We start from the raw sequence: 24,966 nt of genomic DNA on the forward strand, positions 1-24,966 counted from the left end.
AAACCAGCCGGACAACGCGACCATGTCCGAATAGACACACACCCCTGACTGTCCGACATGTCCCTTCACGACTGTCCGACATGTCCCTTCACAGGACACCGGTGAATCGTCGGCGCGTTTACCTCCAATCGGGCGATGGGAGGTGAGTGGGCGAAGGGGGAGTCGCTCAGCGGGGGAGCCGGCGGGTCTCGACGGGGGTCTCGACGACCTGGCCGTCAGCCCCCTTCGTCACGATGTAGGCACCCTTGCCGTCGACCTCGGTGACCGCCTCGACGAGCTCGGTGCCGTGGTAGACCAGACCGACTCCGTCGTCGGTGCAGTGCGTCTCGCCGAGCGTGCCGTCGGCGACCATGCGGTGCACGGTCGGTCGGCGACGGGCCTCGCTGTCGTAGTGCACGCCGCTGTCGTAGGGCAGCAGCGCCAGACCGTTGTCCACGGACTGCAGCTGCGGACCGAAGGAGTCGGTCGTCCCTCCGCGGTACCAGCAGATCGAGCCCGCGCTCACGCCGGCGAGGACGACGCCCGCCTCCCACACGCGGCGGAAGATCGCGTCCAGACCGTGCACCCGCCACACCGCGAGCAGGTTGGCGACGGAACCGCCGTTGACCCACACGACGTCCTGGGCGAGCAGGTGAGCCTCGATGTCCTCGACATTGGGCATCGGGAAGAGGTTGAGGTGAGTGACCTCGTAGCCCGCGACCGCGCCGGCCTCGGAGAAGGCGGCGTTGAAGGGCCGCGGGTCGCCGCTGGCCGTGCCGAGCTGGCAGATCCTGGGGCGCGAGGTCGTCCCCGACAGGTCGACTGCGTGGTGCACGAGGCCGGCGAAGGCGAGGTCGCCCCGCTCGGGACGGATGTAGCCACCGGAGGTGGCGAGGATCGTGGGCCGGTCAGCGGTCATGACCGCAGGCTATCCAGCGTCGGCCGAAGGGGGGCGCTGTGGAAAACTCGACGACCCTCGCCCGCAGATCCGCCATCGTGGAGCCATGGACGAGATCCCTCCGTCAGTACCCGGGTATCGGCTCACCCGACTGCTCGGCACCGGGTCGACGGCGACGGTGTGGCGAGCCCGCCGGGACGCCGACGACGAGCTCGTCGCGGTCAAGCTCGTTGCCGCGCAGGCCGATGACGAGGCGGTGCGCGAGTACGCGATGCTCCAGATCGCTGCTGCTGAGCACGTCGTCACCCTGCACGAGACGCTCGAGATCGACACGGATGACGGACCGGGCCTGGCGCTGGTCCTCGAGTACCTCGCGGGAGGCAGTCTGGAGCGGGTCGTCGCGGAGCGGGGACACCTCACCCCGGGGGAGAGCGTCACGGTGATCGCTCCCATCGCGCAGGCGGTGGCCGGGCTGCACGATCTCGGGATCGTCCACGGGGACCTCAGCCCGGGCAATGTCCTGCTCGACTCGACCGGGCGACCGGTGCTCGCCGACCTCGGGTACTCGCGTTTGACCGGCGAGTCTCCCGGGGACGTCTACGGGACCGAGGGGCACGTCGCCCCGGAGGTGCTCGAGGGCAGCGACCCGACTCGGGAGAGTGATGTGCACGCCCTCGGCGCGCTCGCGTGGCTGTGCCTGGTGGGTGCGGCTCCCGCCCACATCGCCGAACGACCTGACCTGCGCGACCTCGTGCCGGACGAGCCGGCGCTGACCGATGTCGTGGAGGCCTGCCTCTCACCGCACCCGGACGACCGACCGGAGGCCGACGAGGTGGCGCGCGCGGTCTTCGACGCCGTGAGTGCCCAGCCGCTGCGCATGACCGCGTCCGGCGATGTCGGGAGCAGCCTGACGCGACGGATCCGTGAGGCCGCCAGCGAGGAGGGCATCCGCGTACCCGAGTGGCAGGAGGAGCTGGCCCGCGTCCTGCCGGACGAGGCCGATCACCGATGGTGGCGACGTCGTGGACCTCGCGTGAGACGGGAGCGTCCGCCCATGGCGAAGGGGGGTCGCCACGCCGCCCCGCGCCGCGAGCGCGAGCGCGACGAGCCCATCGACCTCACGCGTGATGTCGACCCGGACCTGGTCGAGGTGAGCGTCCCGCGCGCGATCGCCCGCTCGGCGCTGGCGCCTGCTGACGGTGCCCGTCGCGTCGGGGTGCTTGTCACCGTGGGGCTCGCGCTGCTTCTCGCGGTCCTCGTGCCGTGGCAGCAGCTGGCGAGCGCGGGTGGGGCCGAGGAGGAGGAGAGCGCGCCGGTCAGGACGGACCGGAGCGCGATGGCCGCGACGCAGGTGGAGTCATCAGGCGTGCTGCACGACCGTTCCTCGCCACGGCAGTCCCCGCGACTGCTCGCACAGGAGCTGACCTCCCTTCGCCAGCAGGTGGTCGTCGACCTGGACGTCGACGCGCTCGCCCGTCTCGACCTTCCCGGATCGCTGGCCGCGACGAAGGACCGAGAACTCGTCGACCGGCTGACGCAGAGTGGTGAGCGCTTCCGCGGGGTCACGATGACCGTGCGCTCGGCCCGGCTGGAGCGCACCCACGGGTCCACGGCGGTGTTGCGCACGATTGTCGACGAAGGCGCCTATGACGTCGTCGCGGCAGACGGCGGACGCAGCGCCCGACCGGCTCGGCGGGGTCAGCCGCTCGACCTCGTCCTTGCCTGGCACGACGGCGCGTGGCGGGTCCGCGACGTCACCGCGCCCGCTGACTCCGCCACCCCCTGAACCCTGCATTCACCTATGGCAGTGCACCCTTCCACGCCAGGGGGACCGTGCATTCCCCTATGGCAATGCACCCTTCCAAGCCATGGACCGTGCATTCCCCTATGGCAATGCACCCTTCCACGCCAGGGGGACCGTGCATTGCCCTATGGCAATGCGGGGATCAGGGTCGTTCGCGGCTGCTCAGGGTCGTGCGAGGAGGTGGGCGAGCGCGTCGTCGAGGCGGGGGTGGGCATGCTCGAAGCCTTCGTCGAGCAACCGCTGGGGGAGCACCCTGACCGAGGCGAGCGCTTCGTCGGCGAACTCGCCGAGCACGAGTCGCATGGCTGCCCGCGGTGCGGGGAGGACGGCGGGACGGTGCAACGCCCGGCCGAGCCCGCGGGCCAGCTCGCGCTGGCGTACCGGGTGAGGAGCGGTGAGGTTGACCGGTCCGGTGATCGAGGGGTCCTCGATGAGCCGGGTGTAGGCGGCGACGGTGTCGGCGAGCGTGATCCAGGGCATCCACTGCCGTCCGGACCCGAGTGGTCCGCCGAGACCGAGTCGTCCCAGCCGCAGCATCGGGGTGAGGGCGCCGCCCTTCGTCGACAGCACGATCCCCGTGCGGGCATGAGCCACAGGGACACCCGCGTCCTTGGCGGGGATGGTCGCCGCCTCCCAGTCGCGCACGACATTGGCGAGGAAGGTGACGGCCTCCGCGGAGGCCTCGGTGAGCACCTCGTCGCCGCGGTCGCCGTAGATCCCGATGGCGGACGCGCTGACCAGCCGCGTGGGACCCGCCCCGTCGGCGATCGCGCGCGCGACGAGATCGGTGCCGTCGACCCGCGAGGAGTGGATCAGCGACTTGTACTCGGGGGTCCAGCGCCGATCACCGACGCCGGCGCCCGCGAGGTGCACCACGGTGTCGACGTCCGCGAGGACATCGCGCGTCAGCTGCCCGGCCGCCGGGTCCCACTGCCGCTCGTGGCCGGCCGAGGGCTCACGGCGCACGAGGTGGACGACGTCGTGACCCCCTTCGCGCAGGGACGACGACAGCGCGCCACCAATCAGTCCGGAAGCTCCGGTGATGGCGACGCGCTGTCGGCGTGCGGTCATGTCAGGCCTCGAAACGGCCTTCTTCGAGGCGAGCCTTGATGGTCCCGAGGAACCTCGCGGCGTCCGCCCCGTCCACGACACGGTGGTCGTAGCTGAGGGCCAGGTACATCATCGACCGGATCGCCAGGGTCTCCCCACCGTCGTCGGTCACGATGACCACGGGGCGGCGCACGATGGCACCCGTCCCGAGCATCGCGACCTGCGGCTGGTTGAGGATCGGGGTGTCGAAGAGCGCACCCCGGCTGCCGGTGTTGGTGATGGTGAAGGTCCCACCGGACAGGTCGTCCGGCGTGATCTTGTTGTTGCGGGTGCGGTCGGCGACGTCCGCGATGGCGCGGGCGAGGCCGGCGACGTTGAGGTCACCGGCGTTCTTGACGACCGGGGTGAAGAGGCCCTTCGGCGTGTCCACGGCGATGGAGAGGTTTTCCTGACCGTGGTAGACGATCTCCTCACCCTCGACGCTGGCGTTGACGCCCGGGTGCTCCTTGAGCGCCTCGGCCGTGGCCAGGGCGATGAAGGGGAGGAAGGAGAGCTTGGTGCCCTCGCGGCTGACGAACTCGGCCTTGGCCGCGTCACGCACCCGCGACACCTTGGTCATGTCGACCTCGACGACCGTGGTCAGCTGGGCGCTGACCTGCAGCGACTCGACCATGCGCTCGGCGATGACCTTGCGCAGACGGGACATCTTCTCGCGGGTGCCGCGCTTGGACTTCGGGACATTGGACTCGAAGCCTGCGGGGACGGCCGACGGCGCAGCAGCGGCAGCCGGGGCAGCAGCGGGAGCGGCCGCCGGGGCGGACTCCTGCGGCTGGTTCTTGGCCTTGGCAGCCTCGAGCACGTCCTGCTTGCGGATGCGGCCACCGATGCCGGTGCCCGTGATCTGCGAGAGGTCGATGCCGTTGTCCGAGGCGAGCTTGCGCACGAGCGGAGTCACGTAGGCGGCGGCGTCGCCACCGGAGGCAGCGGGAGCCTCCGTCTTGGGTGCTTCCGCCTTCGGAGCCTCGGCCTTCGGGGCCTCCTGCTTCGGTGCCTCGGCCTTCGGGGCCTCCTGCTTGGGGGCCTCGGCCTTCGGAGCCTCCTGCTTGGGGGCGGGAGCCTCTGCCGGCTCCTCCTGAGCGGCCTCGGGCTCCTGCGCAGCGGCCTCTTGGGCGTCATTGCCTGCGGTCTTGGGGTCCGACTCGTCGGCCTGCGGGACAGGGGACTCCTCGGCGTCCTCGGAGGAGGACTCGCCGCCACCCGAGCCACCGACGATGGCCAGGTCAGCGCCGACCTCGACGGTCTCGTCCTCCTGGACGAGGATCTTGGTCAGCGTGCCCGCGACGGGGGAGGGGATCTCGGTGTCGACCTTGTCGGTGGAGACCTCCAGGAGGGGCTCGTCGACCTCGACGGTGTCGCCCTCGGCCTTGAGCCAACGGGAGACGGTGCCCTCGGTGACGGACTCACCCAGAGCCGGCATGGCCACCTTGGTGCCCTCGCCGTCACCGGAGGCCGGCTTGGCCTCCGCAGCGGGTGCCTCTTCAGCCTTGGGCTCCTCAGCAGGAGCCTCCTCAGCGGGGGCCTCCTCAGCGGGGGCCTCCTCAGCGGCAGGAGCAGCCTCCTCAGCGGGGGCCTCCTCGGCGGCAGGAGCAGCCTGCTCGTCGTCACCGGAGTCCGAGGACGCCGGGGCGTCTCCGTCACCGATCACAGCGAGGTCGGCTCCGACCTCGACGGTCTCGTCCTCTTCGACGAGGATCTCCTGGATGGTGCCTGCGACCGGCGAAGGGATCTCGGTGTCGACCTTGTCGGTCGAGACCTCGAGCAGCGGCTCGTCGATCTCGACAGTGTCGCCAACATTCTTCAGCCATCGCGTCACGGTGCCCTCGGTCACCGACTCGCCCAGGGCCGGCATTGTCACCCGCTCAGACATGCGCCTCTGCTCCTTCAATAAAGATGGTTTACGTCACAGACTCTCACGAGTCGGTGTGGTCATGTCCATGGGGCCCACGTCCGCGTCGGACACGTATCGGCAACAGGTTCGACCCCATGGTGTGGTCATCATGCGTGTGCGTGCAACGGCCGTCCGGCGGCAAGCATGGCTGCCTCGCCGAAGGCCTCTCCCTGACTCGGGTGCGCGTGCACCAGAGGCGCGATGTCCTCGGGGTGTGCCTCCCAGCCGACGGCCAGCTGTGCCTCGCTGATCATCTCGCTGACGCCCAGTCCGACCATGTGCACGCCGAGGACCGGACCGTCCTTCTCGCGGATGAGGGTCACCGAGCCGGTGGTGCCACGGATGATGCTGCGGCCGTTGCCGCCCAAGGGGTAGACGACGGTCTCGACGTCCTTGCCGGCTCCCTTCGCCGCCTTGCTCGTCAGTCCGACGGAGGCGATCTCGGGGTCGCAGTAGGTCACCTTGGGGATGATGATGTCGTCGATCGGCGTGGGGTCGAGGCCGGCGATGTCCTCCGCGACGAAGATCCCGTGGGCGAAGCCGCGATGAGCCAGCTGCAGTCCGGGCACCAGGTCGCCGACCGCGCGCACGCCGTCGACATTGGTGCGCAGGCGCTCGTCGGTCGGGACGAACCCGCGGTCGACGCTGACACCGGCCTCCTCGAAGCCCAGTCCCTCGCTGCGCGGACCTCGGCCCACGGCGACGAGGACGAGGTCGACCTCCAGTGGGTCGCCGCTCTCGAGGTGCACGACGGCACGCTGGTCGTCGGCCTCGACCGACGCGACCCGGGTGGACGTGAGAGCGGTGATCTTGCGCTTCTTGAACTCGCGGGTGAGGTGCTTGGAGATCGACGGCTCCTCGGCCGCGACGATCCGGTCGAGAGCCTCGACGATCGTCACCTCGGCGCCGAAGCTGCGCAGCATCGAGGCGAACTCGACACCGATCACGCCGCCGCCGAGCACGGCGACACGCTGGGGGATCTCGGTGAGGTTCATCGCCTGGTCGCTCGTCATGACCCGCGGGCCGAGCTCCACGCCCGGGATGGTGCGGGCGTACGAACCGGTCGCCAGGACAACGGTCTTCGCGCTCAGGCGAGTGGTCCCCCCTTCGCCCTCGACCTCCACGGTGCTCGCGTCGACGAGCCGACCACGGCCGGTGACGACCTCGATGCCGGCCTGCCCGACGAGCCCGGTCAGCCCCTTGTAGAGCTGCGAGACGACCTTGTCCTTGCGTGCGTGGAGGGCCGTGGTGTCGATCCCCTCGAAGGTCGTGAGGATCCCGTGGGACGCCCCTGCGCGGGCACCGTCGGCGAGCTCGGCCGCGTGCAGCAGGGCCTTGGTCGGGATGCACCCGCGGTGCAGGCAGGTCCCGCCGATCTTGTCCTCCTCGACGAGCGCGACCGTGAGGCCCAGCTGCGAGGCGCGCAGGGCGCAGGCGTACCCGCCGCTGCCGGCTCCGAGGATGACGAGGTCGAAGGGGGACGAGGTCGAGTTCGTGGGGTCGGCCACGGGTTGCTCCTTTGCGCGGGTGATGTGTCCGGGGTCACGGACCGGGCCCCAGCGTAGAGGCAGAGGAGCCGGTGCCGCGAAGGCGGCGAGGTGAGGGATGGCTAAAGTGCGTGTCACCAGCCATCACTTCAGGGGAAAATTTCATGACTTCACGTTTTGCTGCCCACACGTCCGCAGGTGTCTCGCGCAGGACGGTGGCGAAGACTGCCGCGTGGTCGGTGCCCGCCGTCACGGTCGCTGCCGCAGCGCCCACGCTGGCCGCGAGCACGGCGGCGACGGTCGACCTGATGCTCCAGGGCCAGCCCTTCGGTGACGGGGTCGCGGGGTACAGCGAGGATCGATCCCGGATGTACGAGCTGACTCTCATCGGTGGGTTCGACGCCACCAACATGGGGACGGCTGCTGCGCCTGCTGGCAGCACGGTGAACCTGTCCTTCGACTCCCGGCTCTTCAGCGGAGTGACGCTGACGGCCGACGACGTCGCAGTGACGGCGGGCACGCCCCGGACGAGCGGGAACCTGACCACGATCCCCTTCCGCCTGGACAACCCGATCCCCGTCGGGGGCCTGGTGTCCCTGCGGCCGTCACTGGTTCGGGTAGGGGGACCAGAGGCGGCATGGGCCACGGACATCGAGCCGTACACGGTGACGATCACGCCCGCGACGGGTACCACCGACTCGGTGCCCGACAACAACAGCGTGTCGACGACGGCGCGGTACTACGACACGAACGATGCAGCGCTGACCGCTACCTGGAGGGAGCACAACCTGGTGACGGCCGCCGGCGACCCGCTGCCGATCAACGTGCAGGACACCCTCACCGTCACGGCGAACACCCCGGGTGACATCCCGACGGACAGCTCCCTGATCATCGGCGGCCCGACCGTGCACGACGGCACGGGCTACGTGGATGTCTTCGAGGACGTGCGGATCGTCAGCGCCACGCTCGACGGGCAGGACGTCGCGGACACGTTCGTGAAGCAGCCGAGCAGCGGTGGCGACGACCGCGTCGAGTGGCGGATCGGGGTCGCGATCCCGGCCGGCCAGCAGCTGGTCGTCGACGTCGACGTCGACATCGCCACCTCGACCCGCGAGTTCGTCTACAGCGGGGCCTGGACGCAGTTCATGTCCCAGCGGGACCGGGACGACAGCAACAACCGGGCGGACACGGGACCCTTCCCCGCCTGAGCACCCGCCGGATGCACGAGACCCCCTGCCCGTCACGACGGGCAGGGGGTCTCGTGCGTCGGAGCGAAGAGGATCAGCCCAGCGACGCGATGTGCTCCAGCATGGTGCCGACGGCGACGCCGGTGCCGCCCTTGGGGACGTGACCCCAGGGGCTGCCCTCGTTGAAGGAGGGGCCGGCGATGTCGAGGTGCGCCCACGGGATGGGCTCGCCCTCGGCGTCCTTGGCGAACTCCTGCAGGAAGAGGCCCGCGGTCAGCGCGCCACCCCAGCGGTCACCCTTGTGGGCGAGGTCCGCGACGAAGGAGTCGAGACCTGACCGGAGGTCGACCGGCAGCGGCAGCGGCCAGCTCGGCTCGTCGGCGCGGTCGGACGCCTCGGTGATCGCGGTGCGCAGGTCGTCGTCGTTGCCCATGACGCCGAAGATCTTCGGGCCGAGCGCGACGACGCACGCGCCGGTCAGGGTGGCGACGTCGAGGATCTGGTCGGGACCCGACTCGGCGGCCAGGGCCATGCCGTCGGCGAGGACCATCCGGCCCTCGGCGTCGGTGTCGATGATCTCGACGGTCGTGCCGTTGCGCATGGTGACGACGTCACCGGGGCGCTGGGCGTTGTCGCCGGGCATGTTCTCCGCGAGGCAGAGGTAGCCGGTGACCGCGACGGGCAGACCGAGCTCGGCGGCGGCGACGACGGTCGCGGCCACGGCGGCAGCGCCGGCCATGTCGGACTTCATGGTCAGCATGCCCGCAGACGGCTTGATGCACACACCGCCGGAGTCGAAGGTGATGCCCTTGCCGACGAGCGCGATGTGCGGGACCTTCTTGCTGCGCGGCGTGTAGGAGAGGGTGACGATGCGCGGGGGGCGGCTGCTGCCCTGGCCCACGCCGACGATGCCGCCGAAGCCGCCCTCGACGAGCGCCTTGTCGTCGAGCACCTTGACCGTCAGCTTGCCCGAGGAGGCCTTGGCCACCTGCTGCACCTGCTCGGCGAAGGACTGCGGGAAGAGCAGGTTGGGCGCGGTGTTGACCAGGTCGCGGGCCCACGCGACATTGCGCGCGACGGTCTCGGCGGTGGCGAGCACGTCCTTGGGGGCGTCCTTGCGGTCGAGCGATGAGAAGACCGTGATCTCGCGGTCATCGGCCGTGGCCGGGGCGGACTTGTGCTCGGTGAAGGCGTAGCCACCCGCCACGGCGCCCTCGGCGATCGCCGCGAGCTCGGTGGCGTCGGCGTGCGGCAGGGCGAGCGCGACCGAGCCCTTGCCCGCGGCGCGCACTGCGGCGCCGGCGGCCCGGCGCAGGACGTCGCTCCCCCCTTCGTCCGTGCCCAGACCGACGAGCACGACCTTGTCCGCCTTCAGACCCGGCACTGCGGGAAGGGTGGTGGTCGCGCCGACCTTGGTGCTCACCTCGAGGAGGGGCAGGACCTGGTCGAGGTGCTTGGCGGTGGGCTTGGGCAGCTCTTCGCTCGCGGTGGCGGTGGCCGGGTCGGAGCCGGTGACCCCGATGACGAGGGTGCGGCCGGACCAGGCGGCGAGGGGGTGGGAACCGAGGATCAACGAGGGCACGTGCGTGGCGCCTTTCGATCGGGGAGATGGTGGGTGTACCTCCGGCAGGCTATCCCGGATGGCGAGACGGTAGCGTCTGCCGCATGACCGACAGTGACGTCCTGCGCACCTCTTCGATCCATGACCGCCATGTCGCGCTCAACGCCAAGATGGCCGACTTCGGTGGCTGGGAGATGCCCATCGAGTACCCCGGCGGCGGCGTCGTCGCCGAGCACACCGCCGTGCGTGAACGGGTGGGCCTGTTCGACGTGAGCCACCTGGGCAAGGCCAGTGTCACCGGCCCCGGCGCCATCGACCTGATCAACTCCACACTGACCAACGACCTCGGTCGGATCGGTACCGGCCAGGCGCAGTACACGTTGTGCTGCAACGAGTCCGGTGGCGTGGTCGACGACCTCATCGCCTACCTGCGCAGCGAGGAAGATGTCTTCCTCATCCCCAACGCCGCCAACACCGCGACGGTCGTGCGGATGCTGCAGGAGGCCGCTCCCGAGGGCGTCGAGGTGCGCAACCTGCACGAGGACTACGTCGTGCTCGCCGTCCAGGGCCCCAAGAGCGACGAGGTCCTCACCGCGCTCGGCCTGCCGGTCGACCACGACTACATGTCCTTCGACGAGGCGCAGTGGCAGGGCCACGACCTCACCGTCTGCCGCACCGGCTACACGGGGGAGCGCGGCTACGAGCTCGTCGCCCCGGCCGCTGCCGGCCTGGAGCTGTGGGACGCGATCGTCGAGGCGATGGCCCCCTTCGACGGACTGCCCTGTGGCCTCGGTGCCCGCGACACGCTGCGCACCGAGATGGGCTACCCGTTGCACGGCAACGATCTCTCCCCGGAGATCACCCCCGTCATGGCGCGCTCCGCGTGGGCGGTCGGCTGGGACAAGGAGACCTTCTGGGGCAAGGACGCGCTCGTCGCCCAGCGTGTCGCCAAGTCCTCCCGCCTGCTGCGCGGCCTGCTCGTCACCGGCCGCGGCATCCCGCGCAGCCACTGCGCGGTCACGGTCGACGGGGCCGAGGTCGGAGAGGTCACCTCCGGCACCTTCAGCCCCTCGCTCAAGCAGGGCATCGCCCTGGCGTTGCTCGACCGGTCCGTCGCCGAGGGCGACGAGGTCGTCATCGACGTCCGCGGCCGTGAGGTCGCCGCCACGGTGACCAAGCCCCCCTTCGTCCAGGTGCAGGTGCGTCAGTCATGAGTGAGTCCTACCGCTGGCGGCTCGAGGACTCCTCGGGCGCACCGCTGCCGAGCGGGCACTCGGTGCCCTTCCCGACCCAGGCCGAGGCCGAGGCGTGGTTTGCCGAGTCGTGGGAGGACCTCGCCGGCGCGGGCGTCGCCCAGGTGAGCCTGCTGCGCGAGGCCGAGGTCGTCTACGGGCCGATGTCGTTGTCGGCCGGCTGACCGCGACCACGCACGAAGGGGGCGCCTCCACCGATCGGTGGAGGCGCCCCCTTCGTGCGTGCGGTGTGGGTCAGCGCGGGGTGTCGCCGCGCCCCACCATCGGCTTGGGCATCCGGCTGCGGCGGATCTGGAAGGCCCGCATGACGAGGTACATCCCCAGGCCACGGGTCTCGGTGTCGGCGCCGAAGCGATCGAGGATCTTGACCTTGGTCCGGCGCCACAGCAGGTAGGCGTCGAGGATCGCGATGATGATCAGGACGTAGACGCCGAGGAAGACGTAGGTCGCCCACTGACCGGCGAAGAGGCTCAGCACCAGCACGGCGAGCATGAGCGGCAGCAGCCACTCGCCGAGGTTGAAGCGGGCGTCGACCGTGTCGCGGACGTAGCGCCGGACCGGACCCTTGTCACGGGCGGGCAGGTGCTTCTCGTCGCCGGTGACCATCGCGGCGCGCATCTTCTGCGCATTCTCGCGGCGGGCGGCGCGGTCCGCGGACTTGGCCGACTTGCGGTCGGTCTGCACCAGGGGACGCCGACGGGCCGCCTCCTGCTCGCGCCGCTTGGGCGTCGGCCGGTTCTTGGCGCCATCGCGCGGGGACCGCTCCCGGACGGCAGAGTCCTGGGCAGCAGCTTGGTCATCCTTCTTGCGTCCGAACACGAGGTGCACTCTAGGCGTAGCGCCGTGGGCACCAACCGTCGGCCGGTCGCGATAGCGTCGGGCCCGTGACCGACACCACTCTCACCGCAGACCAGATCGAGACCCTGCGCGCCCGCGTGCGCGAGCTGATGCCGCAGGTGCGCACCGACCTCGAGGACCTCACCCGGATCCCGAGCGTCAGCCTCGACTCCTTCGACCAGGCCCACGTGCAGGCCTCCGCCGAGCGCACCGCCGAGCTGTTGCGCGCGGAGGGCCTCGACGTGGAGATCGTGGAGGAAGGGGGGCGACCGGCCGTCATCGGGCACATCGACGGCCCCGAGGGTGCGCCCACCGTCCTGCTCTACGCGCACCACGACGTGCAGCCCCCGGGCAACGTCGAGGACTGGGACACCGACCCCTTCGAGCCGACCGAGGTCGACGGCCGTCTCTACGGTCGAGGCGCGGCCGACGACAAGGCGGGAGTCATGGCACACGTCGCCGCCCTGCGCGCCCACTCCGGCAACCTGCCGGTCGGCGTGACGATCTTCGTCGAGGGCGAGGAGGAGATCGCCAGCGAGTCGCTGCCGCGCCTGCTGGAGCGTCACGGTGACCGCCTGACGTCCGACGCGATCGTCCTCGCTGACTCGCTCAACTGGGCCATCGGGACCCCCGCGCTGACGACGACGCTGCGCGGTTCGATCCGCGCCGTCGTCACCGTGCGCACACTCGACCACGGCGTGCACTCCGGCATGTTCGGCGGCGCCTGCCCCGACGCGATCACGACCATGTGCCGGCTGCTCGCCACGCTCCACGACGACCAGGGCGATGTCGCGATCGAGGGTCTGCTGCACGCAGACGCCCCCGAGATCGACTACGACGAGGCGCGGCTGCGTGAGGAGTCCGGGCTGCTCGACGGCACCCAGCTCATCGGTACCGGCTCGATCCCGTCGCGGCTGTGGACCAAGCCTGCTGCGATCGTCATCGGCATCGATGCCCCGAGCGTCGACGAGGCAGGCAACGTCCTCAACGCGTCCGCGAGCGCCAAGATCAACCTGCGGCTGAACCCGACACAGGACCCGCAGGACGCGTGGAAGGCCCTGCAGAAGCACCTGCAGGAGTACGCCCCGTGGGGCGCGAGCGTCGAGGTCGAGCTCGACGAGCAGGGCTGGGGCTTCGCCGCCGACGCGCAGGGTCCGGTTTACGACCAGGCGCGCGCCGCCTTCGCCGATGCCTGGGGCAACGACCCGGTCGACGTCGGGATCGGTGGGTCGATCCCCTTCGTCCAGGCCTTCGCCGAGAAGTTCCCGGACGCGGCGATCCTCGTCACCGGCGTCGAGGACCCCGACACCCGCGCGCACGGTGCCAACGAGTCACTGCACCTGGGCGAGTTCGAGAAGGTCTGTGTCGCCGAGGCGCTGCTCCTTGCCCGGCTCGGCGCGATGCGGTCCTGAGAGGGGCTTGAGGGATGCCGCAGAGTGCGGAGGAGATCCACCAGCTGGCGCGGTCCCGGACGGACGCCCCTGACCTGGGTTTCGTCGAGTGGCCGGCCTTCCCGTGGGCTGTCGACGGTGGTCGGATCGTGGCCAAGGAGCTCGATCCGCCCGCCGACCACGACCGCGTCCGCGATGGCGAAGGGGGTGTCGACTGCTGGCGGTGCGAGCACCCCGACGAGGGCGTGGTGTGGCGCAACGAGCGGTGGATCCTCTCGACGGACCGCGAGGGACGGGGCGGACTGCTGACGCTGTGGCTGCAGACCCGTGAGCACATGGACTTCGGTGACATGGGCGAGGACCTGGCCGCGGAGTTCGGTCGGCTGACCCTGCGGCTGCACAACGCGATGCTCGCCCTGCCCAACGCAGGTCGGGTGCACCTGGGCAAGTGGGGCGACGGCAGCGCGCACCTGCACGTCCTGGCGATGGTGCGGCCGGCGCGTCTGCCCCAGGTCATCGGCTCCTTCGCCGTCGAGTGGGACGACCTCCTGCCGCCCGTACCCGAGGATGTCTGGCAGCGCGAGGTCGACGAGGTGGCAGTCGTCATGGCCACGGGCGACGCGGTCTGAGCCATGGTCACGCTGACCGCGGTGCATGGAGACATCACGACCCAGCAGGTCGACGCGATCGTCAACGCCGCCAACAACGCGATGCGCGGCGGCGGGGGAGTGGACGGGGCCATCCACCGGGTCGGTGGGCCGGCGGTCCTCGAGGACTGCATCGTGCGTTTCCCCGACGGACTGGCCACCGGGGACGCCGGGTGGACGACGGGAGGGGACCTCCCTTCGCGCTGGGTCATCCACACGGTCGGGCCCAACCACGCTGCGGGACAACGCGACCGCTCCTTGCTCACCTCCTGCTACCGGCGCTCGCTCGAGGTCGCCGACGAGGTCGGCGCCCGTAGCGTCGCCTTCCCGCTCATCAGCGCTGGGATCTACGGCTGGCCCAAGGACGACGCGATCGCGGCCGCGGTCGAGACGATCGCGGGCGCGGCGACGCGGGTCGAGCAGGTGCGGATCGTCGCCTTCGACGAGGCGACCTTCGAGCAGGTGCGCGAGCAGATCGCGTGCGCAGCCGAGGCAGGCGTCGGTGGACAATAGTTCAATCTTCAACTAAAGTGGGCGGCATGACACAGGGCAGCTACGTCGAGAAGGAATTCACCCGCGACACGACCTACATCGAGGACCGCATCACCTCGGACGGGTCGAGCGCGTGGCCGGTCGAGCCGGGGCGATACCGCCTCGTCGTCTCCCGCGCCTGCCCGTGGGCCAACCGCACGATCATCGTGCGCCGACTGCTCGGCCTCGAGGACGTCATCTCCATGGGCGTCACCGGACCGACGCACGACGCGGACTCGTGGACCTTCGACCTCGACGAGGGCCACCTCGACCCCGTGCTGCAGATCCCGCGGATCAAGGACGCCTACCTGGCGCGCTTCCCCGACTACCCCAAGGGCATCACCGTCCCCGCAATGGTCGACATCCCGACGGGTCAGGTCGTGACCAACGACTTCCCGCAGATCACGCAGGACTTCTCCACGCAGTGGCGCGAGTTCCACCGCGAGGGCGCTCCGGACCTGTGGCCCGAGGACCTCCTCGAGGAGATGGCGGTCGTCAACAAGCGCATCTACACCGAGATCAACAACGGCGTCTACCGCTGCGGCTTCTCCGGCGACCAGGCCGCCTACGAGGCTGCCTACGACCGGCTGTGGACCGCGATGGACTGGCTCGAGGAGCGCCTCGCCACCCGTCGCTACCTCATGGGCGACCACATCACCGAGGCCGACGTGCGCCTCTTCACCACGCTGGCGCGCTTCGACCCCGTCTACCACGGGCACTTCAAGGCCAACCGGTCCAAGCTCTCCGAGATGCCGGTGCTGTGGGCCTACGCGCGCGACCTCTTCACCACGCCGGGCTTCGGTGACACGACGGACTTCGTGCACATCAAGAGCCACTACTACGAGGTGCACACGGACATCAACCCGACCGGCATCGTCCCCGCCGGTCCGGACTACTCCAACTGGCTGGAGCCGCACGGCCGCGAGTCGCTCGGGGGATCCCCCTTCGGCAGTGGGACCGCCCCCGGCGCCCCGAGCGAGGCCGAGCGGGTCCCCACGGCGCACAACCCGTTGCTCGACGAGACCGGGATGGTCCGCATCGCCTGAGGGCGCTCCTCGTCTCGTTGCTCGACCCGCCGGGTGGAGGTAAACACGCTGACGATTCGTCGGCGGGTTGGCATCCACCCGGCGGCGTCGGCCCGCCAGGCTGGCTGGGTGGGTTGGTCCACCGGCCTCGGGAGGGCGAGTCATTCCGCCGGTGTTGGGTGGGTGTTCACCGGCGCGGGCCGGGATCGACACCGGGCCGCGGCACCGTGGCGCTCACCCGACCCAGGAGATCGCCACCATGGCCCGTCATGTCCGTCACCGTCCCCTCGCCACCGCTGCTGTCGCTGCCCTGGCGCTGACCCTGCCCGTCGGCGCGGCCAGCGCCGCACCCGTCGAGCTGGGCACGCCGTTGCCGGCGGCCCACGCCCACAACGACTACGAGCACGACCGGCCGCTGCTCGACGCGCTGGAGCACGGCTTCACGTCGGTCGAGGCAGACGTGTGGCTCGTCGACGGCGAGCTGCGCGTCGCCCATGACGAGTGGGAGGTCGCCGACGCGCCCACCCTCGAGGAGGCCTACCTCGACCCGCTCTCCGAGATCGCCACGCGCGGTGGGCAGCAGATCTACCCCGGGTACACCGGTGACTTCCAGCTGCTCATCGACATCAAGAGCGACGGGCCGACCACGTGGAAGGCCATCGAGGAGGAGCTCGAGGAGCACGAGCAGGTCTTCACGCGCGTCCACAAGGGCAAGGTCAAGGACCGCGCGGTCGAGGCTGTCATCAGCGGCAACCGTCCTCGCGCGCAGATGGAGGCGGCGACGACCCGCTACTCCTTCTACGACGGACGCTCGAGCGACCTCGGCTCCGGGACCGACGCTGACCTCATGCCCCTCGTCAGCGAGAACTGGACGAAGCTCTTCACCTGGCAGGGCATCGGCGAGATGCCTGCGGCTGAGCGGGACAAGCTCCACTCCTACGTCGAGCAGGCCCACGCGGACGGGTACCGAGTGAGGTTCTGGGCGACCAACGACATCGCTGGTCCCGCCCGTGAGGACCTCTGGCGCGAGCTGCGTGACGCCGGCGTCGACCACATCAACACCGACGACCTCGACGGGCTGCAGGAGTTCCTCACCGAGGAGTGAGTGCGGCGCCAGACCCTCCCGCCGCCGGGTGGAGGTGGACACGCTGACGATTCGTCGGCGGGTTGGCATCCACCCGGCGGCGTCGGCTTGGCAGGCTGGGGCCATGGACGATGCACGGCTCATCTCCCGGACGGCTGCCAACCGACGACTCTTCGCCGATGTCCTCGACGAGCTCGGTGAGGCCCACGCCCACGACGCCACCCTGTGCGCGGGCTGGGACGTGCGCACCCTCGCCGGTCACCAGCTGCAGCCGGTACACGTGCCGTCGTGGCGCTTCCTGCTCACTGCTGCCCGGCAGCGATCGATGGCTCGCGCGTGTGATGTGCATGCGGTCCGGCTGGGGGACCGGCCGCTGGCCGAGATCGCAGCGGAGCTGCGGGAGCGCGCGACTGATGGGTCGAGACCCTGGTTCATCGGCCGTGCCGGGCCCTTCACGGACTCGTGCATCCACCTGCGTGACCTCGCCGAACCGCAGGGCCTGGACGTCACTGTGCCGATCGAGGACTGGCGGACGGCCCTTGAGATCATCGTGTCGCCGCGTGGCCGTGCGTCCTTCCTCCCTGTAGAGGGCCTGCTCGACGGCCTGCGCTGGGCGGCCACGGACGTGGCGTGGGTCCATGGCGAAGGGAGCGCCGTCACCGGCAGCGCCGAAGCCCTCGCCATGGTCATGTCGGGACGATCCGGCTACCTCGACCGCATCCGTGGGGAGGGCCTCGCGGTGCTTCGAGCTCGGCTGGAGTGAGCCACCACCTCCCGTTGGAGGTGAATGCGCTGACGAGTCGTCCGCGAGTCGGCATCCACCCGCGGCCGTCCGCGCGCAGGATCACCCGGCGAGGCGAAGACCGGACAGTCGGGCGTGGGCGGCCACGACCTGGCCCATGAACTGCTCCTCGGCGATGCGCAGCCCGAGCACGTCGATGCGCAGGACGGTGTCGCCGTGGAGGGTCACGGAGTTCTGCCGGAGGTTGTCATCGGTGACGGCGAGTCCCCACCGGTGGCCGGCGCCGTCGATCTCGACGACCAGCCCGCACTCCCACCTCACGTCGAGGTAGACACGGCCTCTCTGTCCGTTGCGCACGACCTGACGGGCCGGCTCCGGGAGTCGGTACCGACGGCACAGCGCCGCGAAGTCCAGCTCGCCCAATGCCTGGACGCCGAGGGCGACGTCCGGGGCCACACCTGCGATCAGTGCTCGGCGTGTCCGGCCCCGTACGAGGCTCGTGGCCTCGAGGAGCTGCGCGCCGGTGCACAGCCGCTGCTGCACCGGCATGATGAGGACGAGCGCCGCTTGTCGGTCGGACACGGCCCAGTGAGCGGCGCGCACGGCAGCCGGTGCCGGCCTGACGACCGGGAGCTCACCGGGAGCGAGGAGCGACGGCGGGCGGGAGCGCACCTTGTGCACGACGACGCCGTCGACCGGGGTGATGCTGGCGGTGTGGGGGACGGAGACGTGCACCAAGTCGTCGTTCCACCGCTCGAGACCGGCATGCTGCAGCGCAGTGGGGCCATCCAGTGCCGCGATGCCCGAGCCGACCTCCCAGACCGCGCGCCATCGACGGGCCAGATCGCCCAGGTCACCGGTGTGGGTCGCGATGGTCCACCGCCCGTGCGCGACCCACCTGCGATGACGCAGCTGGAGGCGCACCTCGTCACGGTCGATCCCCAGGGCGCGCAGATGTGTGCGGCTGATGACGCCGCCGTATGGGGCAGCGGCCGCCGTCGCTGTGTCGTGGATCCCGAGGATGCGTGCGTCCATGACCCCATCCCAAGGGGACGGAGCGCCGGGAGCGAGGGGCGCTTGCTGGCTGTGGATGAACCGGCCGGACGTGCCGTGGGTGGGGACGAATCGTCCCTGGCGACCGGGGGAGGAGGCGCGGGGATCCCCCCTTCGCCTTGGGTGGATGTCGACTCGCCGACGATTCGTCCGCGTGTTTACCTCCACCGGGACTTGGTCATCGGGAGTGGATGCCAACTCGCCGACGATTCGTCCGCGTGATGTGAAGGGACATGTCTGACAGGTATGTGAAGGGACACCGCTGACAGTCCGGGGATACCCCCTTCGCCTTGGGTGGATGTCGACTTGCGGATGATTCGTCCGCGCGTTTACCTCCACCGGGGATTTGGGCGCCAGGGGGAGGAGGCGCGGGGATCCCCCCTTCGCCTTGGGTGGATGTCGACTCGCGGACGATTCGTCCGCGCGTTCACCTCTACCGGGGACTCGGTCATCGGGAGTGGATGCCAACTCGCCGACGATTCGTCCGCGTGTTTACCTCCACCCGGGACTCAGGCGAACTGGCCACCGGGGAATCGGGCGACCGGAGAACTCAGTCCTTCGAGGTCTCACCCGGCAGCGCGAGCATCTGGTCGAGCGCGACCTTGGCCCAGTGCGCGACCTCGGGGTCGACGACGATCGGGTTGACCACGCGGCCCTCGACGATCGACTCGAGGGCCCAGACGAGGTGGGGCAGGTCGATCCGGTTCATCGTCGAGCAGTAGCAGACGTTCTTCTCGAGGAAGCTGATCTCCTGCTCGGGGAACATCTGGCCCAGCCGCTGCACGAGGTTGAGCTCGGTGCCGACGACCCACTTGGTGCCCGGGGGAGCCGCGGCCACGGTCTTGATGATCTTCTCGGTCGAGCCGACCTCGTCGGCGATCGAGACGACCTCGTTGCGGCACTCCGGGTGCACGATGACGCGCACGCCGGGGATCTCCCTCCGCGCCGTCTCCACCGCGTCGACCGAGAAGCGCCCGTGCACCGAGCAGTGCCCGCGCCACAGGATCATCCGGGCGTCGCGGATCTGCTGGACCGTCAGCCCGCCCATCGGCTGGTGCGGGTCCCAGACGACGCAGTCCTCGAGGTCACGACCGAGGTCGCGCGCCCAGGTGTTGCGGCCGAGGTGCTGGTCGGGGAGGAAGAGGACCTTGCCCTCGGACTCCACCCCACCCCGCTCGTCGAAGGCCCAGGTCAGCGCCGTCCTGGCATTCGAGGAGGTGCAGATCGTCCCGCCGTGGCGACCGGTGAAGGCCTTGATCGCGGCGGAGGAGTTCATGTACGTCACGGGGACCGTCACGTCGGCGACCCCCGCCTCGACGAGGTCGTCCCAGCAGTCCTCGACCTGGTGCAGCGCGGCCATGTCGGCCATCGAGCAGCCGGCCGCGAGGTCGGGCAGGACGACGGTCTGCTCGTCGTTGGTCAGGATGTCGGCCGACTCGGCCATGAAGTGCACACCGCAAAAGACGATGTACGGCGCATCGGGACGCGCCGCGGCCTCCTTGGCCAGCTTGAAGGAGTCGCCGGTGACATCGGCGAACTCGATGACCTCGTCGCGCTGGTAGTGGTGCCCGAGGACGAAGACCGTGTCGCCGAGCGTCTCCTTGGCCGCGCGGGCCCGGGCGACGAGGCCCGGGTCGGACGGGGCCGGCAGGTCACCCGGACACTCCACCCCGCGTTCGGAGTGCGGGTCGTTGCCCTGTCCGAGGACGAGCAGGGAGAGGGGCTTCGGCGTTGACTGCGTCGTGGCGCTCACGGGAGGCATGCTCCCACAGGGACCCGGAGCGGCTCGGTAGAGTCCATGCGTGCACGTGATCATTGCTCCGGACTGCTTCACCGGCACCCTCACCGCGACCCAGGCGGCTGAGGCGATCGCCGAAGGGTGGCGCCGCAAGGCCCCCGACGACCTGCTGACCGTCGTCCCGCTCTCCGACGGTGGGCCCGGGTTCCTCGACGTCCTCACCACGAGCGTTCCCGGCGACTCCTCGATCGTCACCGTCTCCGGCCCACGTGGCGCCCCCGTCCCGGCGGCTCTGCACATCACCACCGACGAAGGGGGCCGACGCACCGCCTGGGTGGAGTCGGCCCAGGCCATCGGTCTGCACCTGCTCGAGGTCCCCGAGCGCGACCCCGGCCTGACGAGCACGTGGGGCCTGGGCGAGCTGCTCGAGGCCGCGCTGACCCTGGGCGTGGACCGCATCGTCGTGGGCCTGGGAGGTTCCTCCACCAATGACGCCGGCGCGGGGATGCTCGCTGCCCTCGGCGCCGGTCCGCGTGACGTGCTGGCCGGCGGGGGCGCGGGCCTCATCGCCACCCGCGAGGGCGACCTCGTGGGCCTGACCGCCGCGCGAGAGCGCTTCGCCGGCATCGAGCTGGTGGCCGCCACCGATGTCGCCTCCCCGCTGCTCGGCATGCAGGGAGCCAGCGCCATCTTCTCCGAGCAGAAGGGGGCGACCCCCGAGCAGTCGCAGGTCCTCGAGGGGGCGCTCGGGCACTTCGCCGACCAGGTGCGACGCGTCCTGCCGCCCGGGACGGACCTGCTGAGCGGCCGCGAGCGCCGTCTCGACAGGGAGCCCGGTGCGGGCGCCGCCGGAGGGGTCGGCTTCGGCCTGATGCTGCTCGGGGCCCGTCGGGCGAGCGGCGTCGAGATCGTGCTCGAGGCCGTCGGGTTGTCCGGTCTCGTCGCCGCCGCGGACCTCGTCATCACCGGAGAGGGTTCGCTGGACTGGCAGAGCCTGCAGGGCAAGGTCGTGGCGGGGGTCGCGCAGGTCGCTGCCGCCCACGCGACCCCTGCGGTCGCGCTGGCCGGCCGGGTCCTCATCGGCCGCCGCGAGTCGATGGCGCTCGGGCTGAGCGGTGCCTACGCGGTCGCTGACCGCGAGGAGGACGTCGAGGCTGCGATGGCCGACCCGGTGGGGACCCTGAGGGCCCGCGCCGAGAGGGTGGCCGTGACGTGGTCACCCCGGCGGTGACCCGTGGATGTCTGCCGTATGGTGGATGGACGGGAACAACCCGCGCACCGCGCATGTTGACCCCGTCGTGGCGGGCTCCGTCACGGACTTCAACCCCGAGTCGTGAGGACATCGCATGAGCGTCCAGGACACCCAGGCCACCACCCCCGACGGCGCTGCCGAGGCGGCCACCGAGACCCACGGCATCGTCCTCACCGACGTTGCCGCGGGCAAGGTCAAGTCGCTGCTCGAGCAGGAGGGTCGCGACGACCTGCGCCTGCGCATCGGCGTCCAGCCGGGCGGCTGCTCCGGCCTGATCTACCAGCTGTACTTCGACGAGCGCTCGCTCGACGGTGATCTCGTGCGTGACTTCGGTGGAGTTCAGGTCGTCGTCGACCGCATGAGCGCCCCGTACCTCTCGGACGCGACGATCGACTTCGCCGACACCATCGAGAAGCAGGGCTTCACCATCGACAACCCCAATGCGGGCAGCTCGTGCGCCTGCGGCGACAGCTTCAGCTGATCGACCGAGGCATCGAGCCCGAAGGGGGCGTTCTCACCACGGTGAGGACGCCCCCTTCGTCGTTGTGGCGGCGGTGTCGTGGCGTCTCTGTAAGGTGGCCCGGTGCCCATCGCGATTGCCGGATCCATTGCCACTGACCACCTGATGACCTTCGCGGGTCGCTTTGCCGACTCGCTCGTGGTCGAGCAGCTCGACAAGATCTCCGTGAGCTTCCTGGCCCACAAGCTGGAGATCCGCCGAGGGGGAGTGGCCGCCAACATCTGCTTCGGCATGGCCAACCTCGGCCAGCGGCCGGTCCTCGTCGGCTCGGTCGGTGAGGACTTCGCCGACTACCGCAGCTGGCTCGAGCGCCACGGCGTCGACTGCGAGTCGGTCCGGGTCTCCGAGACCCAGCACACCGCCCGTTTCGTCTGCACGACCGACGACGACATGGCCCAGATCGCGACCTTCTACGCCGGTGCCATGAGCGAGGCCCGCGAGATCGAGCTGACCCCCATCGCCGCCCGCGTCGGTGGCCTCGACCTCGTGCTGGTCGGCCCCGACGACCCGGACGCCATGCGCCGTCACACCCGCGAGTGCCGCACCCGGGGCATCCCCTTCGTCGCCGACCCCAGCCAGCAGCTGGCCTTCGGCGACGGCGAGCTGATCCGCGACCTCGTCGACGGCGCCGAGTACCTCATCACCAACGAGTACGAGTCGCACCTGACCGAGCAGAAGACCGGCTGGACCCAGGACGAGATCAACGCGCGCGTCACCTACCGCGTGACCACCCTCGGCAAGGACGGAGTGCGGATCACCGGCAAGGGTCTCGACGAGCCGATCGTCGTTGGCATCGCGCGCGAGGTCACCAAGGCCGACCCCACGGGGGTCGGTGATGCCTTCCGTGCCGGCTTCCTCACCGGGATCACCGAGGGGCTCCCGCTGCGCGAGTCGGCCGAGCTCGGCTCGATGCTCGCGACCTATGTCATCGAGACGGTCGGCACCCAGGAGTACGAGCTGGGCACCGCTCGCTTCTTCGAGCGTCTCGCCGAGGCATACGGCCAGGAGAGCGCCGACCTGATCGCCGGGCACGTCACCTGCCCGCGCCCCTGAGCCCCACCCACCGGCCGACGTGAGCCCCTCTCCCTTCCCGCCGGTCGAGCCCACGGGCGCCTCGCAGCTCTGGGCGGGCTACCTGCGTGCCGGTCTGCAGTCGGCGCAGCTGGCGCCTCGCGAGACCGGTGAGGTGGTGGGTGTGGGCGGACGGCTCGACCCGGCGTCGATCCTCACCGCCTACCGCCTCGGCGTCTTCCCCATGGGACTGGGCGAAGGGGGGTCCCCACCGATGGGGTGGTGGAGCCCGACCTGGCGTGGGGTGCTGCGGCCGGGCCACGTGCACATCAGCCGGTCCCTACGACGTTCCCTGTCCAGCTTCACCGTGACCGTCGACCAGGACTTCGCGGCGGTCGTCACCGCGTGCGCCGACCCCAGCCGTGAGGGCTACTGGATCACCGACGACGTCGCGGACGCCTACGGGCGGCTGCACGAGCTGGGCTGGGCGCACAGCATCGAGGTGCGCGATGACGCGGGCACCCTCGTCGGTGGCCTCTACGGCATCGCCGTGGGCGGCCTCTTCGCCGGGGAGTCGATGTTCCACCACGCCACCGACGCGTCGAAGGTGGCGCTGGTCGCCCTCGACCGCCTCGTCTGCGCAGACGGCGATCCGCGCCGGATCATCGACGTCCAGTGGCGCACCCCGCACCTCGAGACGCTCGGGATCGAGGAGATCCACCGGCGGGAGTACCACGCGCGGCTGGCCGGGGCGCTGCAGGCCCCCGCTCTCGACTTCGGGGTCGGGCTCACGGATCTGCGAGGAGCCGGGCGCGGCACTGCCTGACCACGTCGTCGAGCTGCCTGCACAGGCGCTCGACCGCGTCGTCACGACCGGGTGCGACCGCCCGCAGTGGCAGCGTGATGCGCACATTGCCCTGCGTGAGCGCGCCCATCGCGGCCAGCACGTGGCTCGGCTCGAGGGTGTCGGCCGTGCAGGCAGAGCCGGAGGCCACCGCCAGGCCGCGTCGGGCCAGCTCGTCGACGATCGTCTCGCCGTCGACGTACAGCACGGAGAAGGTGCACACGTGCGGGAGGCGGTCCTGCGGGTCGCCGACGACGTCGACCTCCTCGATGGCTCCGGCCACTGCCCGGATGCGGTCGATGAGCGCTCTCGCGTCCCTCCCTTCGTCCTCCTGGTGCGCAGCACACTGCTGCCATGCCTCGGCCGCGGCGAGTGCGGTCGGCACGTCGACGGGGTCGAGGGCGTAGCCGCCCTCGTGCGGGCTCGGTGGGTGGTGGGGGGAGACCCGCGTGCCGGTGCGCACGACCAGCACGCCCAGACGTGGTCCACCCCAGGAGGTCGCATCGCCCACCAGCACGTCGAAGTCCGTCGGGGTGGCGTCGCGGCCCAGACCCGCGCGGGCATCGACGAGCAGCGGGACTCCGTGCTCCCGCGTCACCTCTCGCGCGGCGGCCAACGGCTGGCGGGTCCCGACCTCTTGGTTGGCCGACTGCAGCGCAGCGAAGGGGGTTGCCGAAGTGATCGCGTCCCGCCAGGCCGGGAGGTCGATCGCGCCCGTGGGGGAGACCGCCACCTGCGACGGGGGGACCTCCCCGGCCCGCAGCCAGCGCAGCAGCGCGGAGTGCTCGACGGCCGATGCGACCACCGGACCCGGCAGGCGGCGTCGCCCACGCGAGAGCAACGCCATCGCGGAGCGGGCCGCCTGGTCACCGCTGGCGTGGAAGCTGACCTCGTCCGCTCGCACACCCAGCCCCTGCGCGAGGACCTCTCGAGCCTGGTCGAGCAGAGCCCGGCTACGACGCCCCGCTGCGTGGCGCGCGGAGGGGTCGGCCCAGGCGATCTCGTGGGCTCCGAGGAGGGTGTCGAGGGCCCTGGGAAGGACCGGCCCGGGAGAGGCGTCGAGGAGACCGGGAGGGCCGCCCACGTCGGCCCGCACAGGGGTTGGGTCGGTCATGTCCTCGGAA

23 protein-coding genes are annotated in these 24,966 nt (G+C 70.7%); 14 read left to right on the top strand and 9 right to left on the bottom strand.

Features of this window, described 5'->3' with window-relative positions:
• Window positions 1–166 precede the first annotated feature (166 nt).
• A complete protein-coding gene (locus ASG73_RS10710) occupies window positions 167–898 on the bottom strand; it encodes a peptidase E (RefSeq protein WP_055994670.1) in 732 nt (243 codons plus the stop codon).
• A gap of 85 nt (window positions 899–983) precedes the next feature.
• Here ASG73_RS10710 and ASG73_RS10715 point away from each other — a divergent pair, with 85 nt between their 5' ends.
• Entirely contained in the window at window positions 984–2,663 is a 1,680-nt protein-coding gene (locus ASG73_RS10715; RefSeq protein WP_055994673.1) for a serine/threonine-protein kinase, read from the top strand.
• A 180-nt stretch (window positions 2,664–2,843) separates the two neighbouring features.
• Here ASG73_RS10715 and ASG73_RS10720 read toward each other — a convergent pair whose 3' ends face one another.
• The 3 genes from ASG73_RS10720 to lpdA all read right to left on the bottom strand — a co-directional run bounded on the left by ASG73_RS10720 (window position 2,844) and on the right by lpdA (window position 7,187).
• A complete protein-coding gene (locus ASG73_RS10720) occupies window positions 2,844–3,752 on the bottom strand; it encodes a TIGR01777 family oxidoreductase (RefSeq protein WP_055994675.1) in 909 nt (302 codons plus the stop codon).
• 1 nt (window position 3,753) lies between these two features.
• Window positions 3,754–5,658, bottom strand: coding sequence for a 2-oxoglutarate dehydrogenase, E2 component, dihydrolipoamide succinyltransferase (gene sucB, locus ASG73_RS10725; protein WP_055994678.1), 1,905 nt, complete (start codon window positions 5,656–5,658; stop codon window positions 3,754–3,756).
• Window positions 5,659–5,786: 128 nt separating this feature from the next.
• Window positions 5,787–7,187 carry a dihydrolipoyl dehydrogenase gene (lpdA, locus tag ASG73_RS10730; protein ID WP_055994682.1) on the bottom strand — a complete coding sequence of 467 codons (1,401 nt, stop codon included), beginning with the start codon at window positions 7,185–7,187 and terminating at the stop codon, window positions 5,787–5,789.
• Window positions 7,188–7,330: 143 nt separating this feature from the next.
• On the opposite strand from lpdA, the gene ASG73_RS10735 reads away from it, so the two are divergent.
• Window positions 7,331–8,374: a hypothetical protein gene (locus ASG73_RS10735; protein ID WP_156466256.1), complete on the top strand. Its 1,044-nt coding sequence runs from the start codon at window positions 7,331–7,333 to the stop codon at window positions 8,372–8,374.
• Window positions 8,375–8,447: 73 nt separating this feature from the next.
• Here the strand turns inward: ASG73_RS10735 and ASG73_RS10740 are convergent, their stop codons facing one another.
• Window positions 8,448–9,935: a leucyl aminopeptidase gene (locus ASG73_RS10740; RefSeq protein WP_055994688.1), complete on the bottom strand. Its 1,488-nt coding sequence runs from the start codon at window positions 9,933–9,935 to the stop codon at window positions 8,448–8,450.
• A gap of 83 nt (window positions 9,936–10,018) precedes the next feature.
• Between ASG73_RS10740 and gcvT the strand changes: the two genes are divergently transcribed.
• On the top strand, window positions 10,019–11,128 hold the full coding sequence (gene gcvT / locus ASG73_RS10745) for a glycine cleavage system aminomethyltransferase GcvT (RefSeq protein WP_055994691.1): 1,110 nt from the start codon (window positions 10,019–10,021) through the stop codon (window positions 11,126–11,128).
• Window positions 11,125–11,331 (top strand): hypothetical protein, encoded by a 207-nt coding sequence (locus ASG73_RS10750; protein WP_055994694.1) that lies wholly within the window; start codon window positions 11,125–11,127, stop codon window positions 11,329–11,331. Before gcvT ends, ASG73_RS10750 begins: the two co-directional genes overlap by 4 nt.
• Window positions 11,332–11,401: 70 nt before the next feature.
• On the opposite strand, the gene ASG73_RS10755 is transcribed toward ASG73_RS10750, so the two are convergent.
• A complete protein-coding gene (locus ASG73_RS10755) occupies window positions 11,402–11,986 on the bottom strand; it encodes a DUF3043 domain-containing protein (protein WP_055994699.1) in 585 nt (194 codons plus the stop codon).
• A gap of 65 nt (window positions 11,987–12,051) precedes the next feature.
• Here ASG73_RS10755 and ASG73_RS10760 point away from each other — a divergent pair, with 65 nt between their 5' ends.
• The 6 genes from ASG73_RS10760 to ASG73_RS10785 all read left to right on the top strand — a co-directional run bounded on the left by ASG73_RS10760 (window position 12,052) and on the right by ASG73_RS10785 (window position 17,445).
• Entirely contained in the window at window positions 12,052–13,416 is a 1,365-nt protein-coding gene (locus ASG73_RS10760; RefSeq protein ID WP_055994701.1) for a dipeptidase, read from the top strand.
• A 14-nt stretch (window positions 13,417–13,430) separates the two neighbouring features.
• On the top strand, window positions 13,431–14,024 hold the full coding sequence (locus ASG73_RS10765) for a hypothetical protein (RefSeq protein WP_055994703.1): 594 nt from the start codon (window positions 13,431–13,433) through the stop codon (window positions 14,022–14,024).
• 3 nt (window positions 14,025–14,027) lie between these two features.
• Window positions 14,028–14,555 carry an O-acetyl-ADP-ribose deacetylase gene (locus ASG73_RS10770; protein ID WP_055994706.1) on the top strand — a complete coding sequence of 176 codons (528 nt, stop codon included), beginning with the start codon at window positions 14,028–14,030 and terminating at the stop codon, window positions 14,553–14,555.
• Window positions 14,556–14,581: 26 nt separating this feature from the next.
• A complete protein-coding gene (locus tag ASG73_RS10775; protein WP_055994708.1) occupies window positions 14,582–15,619 on the top strand; it encodes a glutathione S-transferase family protein in 1,038 nt (345 codons plus the stop codon).
• 238 nt (window positions 15,620–15,857) lie between these two features.
• Window positions 15,858–16,703 carry a phosphatidylinositol-specific phospholipase C/glycerophosphodiester phosphodiesterase family protein gene (locus tag ASG73_RS10780; protein WP_055994710.1) on the top strand — a complete coding sequence of 282 codons (846 nt, stop codon included), beginning with the start codon at window positions 15,858–15,860 and terminating at the stop codon, window positions 16,701–16,703.
• A 103-nt stretch (window positions 16,704–16,806) separates the two neighbouring features.
• Window positions 16,807–17,445, top strand: a complete 639-nt coding sequence (locus ASG73_RS10785) for a maleylpyruvate isomerase family mycothiol-dependent enzyme (protein ID WP_156466257.1) — start codon at window positions 16,807–16,809, stop codon at window positions 17,443–17,445.
• 81 nt (window positions 17,446–17,526) lie between these two features.
• Here ASG73_RS10785 and ASG73_RS10790 read toward each other — a convergent pair whose 3' ends face one another.
• Entirely contained in the window at window positions 17,527–18,459 is a 933-nt protein-coding gene (locus tag ASG73_RS10790; RefSeq protein WP_055994715.1) for a hypothetical protein, read from the bottom strand.
• A 568-nt stretch (window positions 18,460–19,027) separates the two neighbouring features.
• Window positions 19,028–20,239 carry a quinolinate synthase NadA gene (gene nadA / locus ASG73_RS10795; protein WP_055994718.1) on the bottom strand — a complete coding sequence of 404 codons (1,212 nt, stop codon included), beginning with the start codon at window positions 20,237–20,239 and terminating at the stop codon, window positions 19,028–19,030.
• Between the two features lie 40 nt (window positions 20,240–20,279).
• On the opposite strand from nadA, the gene ASG73_RS10800 reads away from it, so the two are divergent.
• The 4 genes from ASG73_RS10800 to aat all read left to right on the top strand — a co-directional run bounded on the left by ASG73_RS10800 (window position 20,280) and on the right by aat (window position 23,824).
• The gene (locus ASG73_RS10800) at window positions 20,280–21,446 is read left to right on the top strand and encodes a glycerate kinase family protein (RefSeq protein ID WP_055994721.1); all 1,167 of its coding nucleotides are present in this window, start codon (window positions 20,280–20,282) and stop codon (window positions 21,444–21,446) included.
• 115 nt (window positions 21,447–21,561) lie between these two features.
• Window positions 21,562–21,948: a HesB/IscA family protein gene (locus ASG73_RS10805; RefSeq protein WP_055994724.1), complete on the top strand. Its 387-nt coding sequence runs from the start codon at window positions 21,562–21,564 to the stop codon at window positions 21,946–21,948.
• A 102-nt stretch (window positions 21,949–22,050) separates the two neighbouring features.
• Window positions 22,051–23,040, top strand: coding sequence for a carbohydrate kinase family protein (locus ASG73_RS10810; protein ID WP_055994727.1), 990 nt, complete (start codon window positions 22,051–22,053; stop codon window positions 23,038–23,040).
• A 19-nt stretch (window positions 23,041–23,059) separates the two neighbouring features.
• Complete coding sequence (gene aat, locus ASG73_RS10815; protein ID WP_200946807.1) at window positions 23,060–23,824, top strand: leucyl/phenylalanyl-tRNA--protein transferase; 765 nt, start codon at window positions 23,060–23,062, stop codon at window positions 23,822–23,824.
• Here aat and ASG73_RS10820 read toward each other — a convergent pair.
• Complete coding sequence (locus tag ASG73_RS10820) at window positions 23,787–24,956, bottom strand: cysteine desulfurase family protein (RefSeq protein ID WP_055994730.1); 1,170 nt, start codon at window positions 24,954–24,956, stop codon at window positions 23,787–23,789. The two genes, aat and ASG73_RS10820, sit on opposite strands and share 38 nt — an antisense overlap.
• Between the last annotated feature and the right edge of the window lie 10 nt (window positions 24,957–24,966).

It is taken from the genome of Janibacter sp. Soil728 (assembly GCF_001428305.1).
Classification (GTDB): Bacteria; Actinomycetota; Actinomycetes; order Actinomycetales; family Dermatophilaceae; genus Janibacter.

Excerpts from the sequence above, each read along its gene's own strand:
- ASG73_RS10780 (WP_055994710.1), top strand. The coding sequence starts at position 15,858 with ATGGCCCGTCATGTCCGTCACCGTCCCCTCGCCACCGCTGCTGTCGCT.
- ASG73_RS10715 (WP_055994673.1), top strand. The coding sequence starts at position 984 with ATGGACGAGATCCCTCCGTCAGTACCCGGGTATCGGCTCACCCGACTG.
- ASG73_RS10750 (WP_055994694.1), top strand. The coding sequence starts at position 11,125 with ATGAGTGAGTCCTACCGCTGGCGGCTCGAGGACTCCTCGGGCGCACCG.
- ASG73_RS10790 (WP_055994715.1), bottom strand. The coding sequence starts at position 18,459 with ATGGACGCACGCATCCTCGGGATCCACGACACAGCGACGGCGGCCGCT.
- ASG73_RS10720 (WP_055994675.1), bottom strand. The coding sequence starts at position 3,752 with ATGACCGCACGCCGACAGCGCGTCGCCATCACCGGAGCTTCCGGACTG.
- ASG73_RS10775 (WP_055994708.1), top strand. The coding sequence starts at position 14,582 with ATGACACAGGGCAGCTACGTCGAGAAGGAATTCACCCGCGACACGACC.
- ASG73_RS10820 (WP_055994730.1), bottom strand. The coding sequence starts at position 24,956 with ATGACCGACCCAACCCCTGTGCGGGCCGACGTGGGCGGCCCTCCCGGT.
- ASG73_RS10735 (WP_156466256.1), top strand. The coding sequence starts at position 7,331 with ATGACTTCACGTTTTGCTGCCCACACGTCCGCAGGTGTCTCGCGCAGG.
- ASG73_RS10805 (WP_055994724.1), top strand. The coding sequence starts at position 21,562 with ATGAGCGTCCAGGACACCCAGGCCACCACCCCCGACGGCGCTGCCGAG.
- sucB (WP_055994678.1), bottom strand. The coding sequence starts at position 5,658 with ATGTCTGAGCGGGTGACAATGCCGGCCCTGGGCGAGTCGGTGACCGAG.
- ASG73_RS10785 (WP_156466257.1), top strand. The coding sequence starts at position 16,807 with ATGGACGATGCACGGCTCATCTCCCGGACGGCTGCCAACCGACGACTC.
- ASG73_RS10710 (WP_055994670.1), bottom strand. The coding sequence starts at position 898 with ATGACCGCTGACCGGCCCACGATCCTCGCCACCTCCGGTGGCTACATC.
- ASG73_RS10765 (WP_055994703.1), top strand. The coding sequence starts at position 13,431 with ATGCCGCAGAGTGCGGAGGAGATCCACCAGCTGGCGCGGTCCCGGACG.
- ASG73_RS10770 (WP_055994706.1), top strand. The coding sequence starts at position 14,028 with ATGGTCACGCTGACCGCGGTGCATGGAGACATCACGACCCAGCAGGTC.
- nadA (WP_055994718.1), bottom strand. The coding sequence starts at position 20,239 with ATGCCTCCCGTGAGCGCCACGACGCAGTCAACGCCGAAGCCCCTCTCC.
- gcvT (WP_055994691.1), top strand. The coding sequence starts at position 10,019 with ATGACCGACAGTGACGTCCTGCGCACCTCTTCGATCCATGACCGCCAT.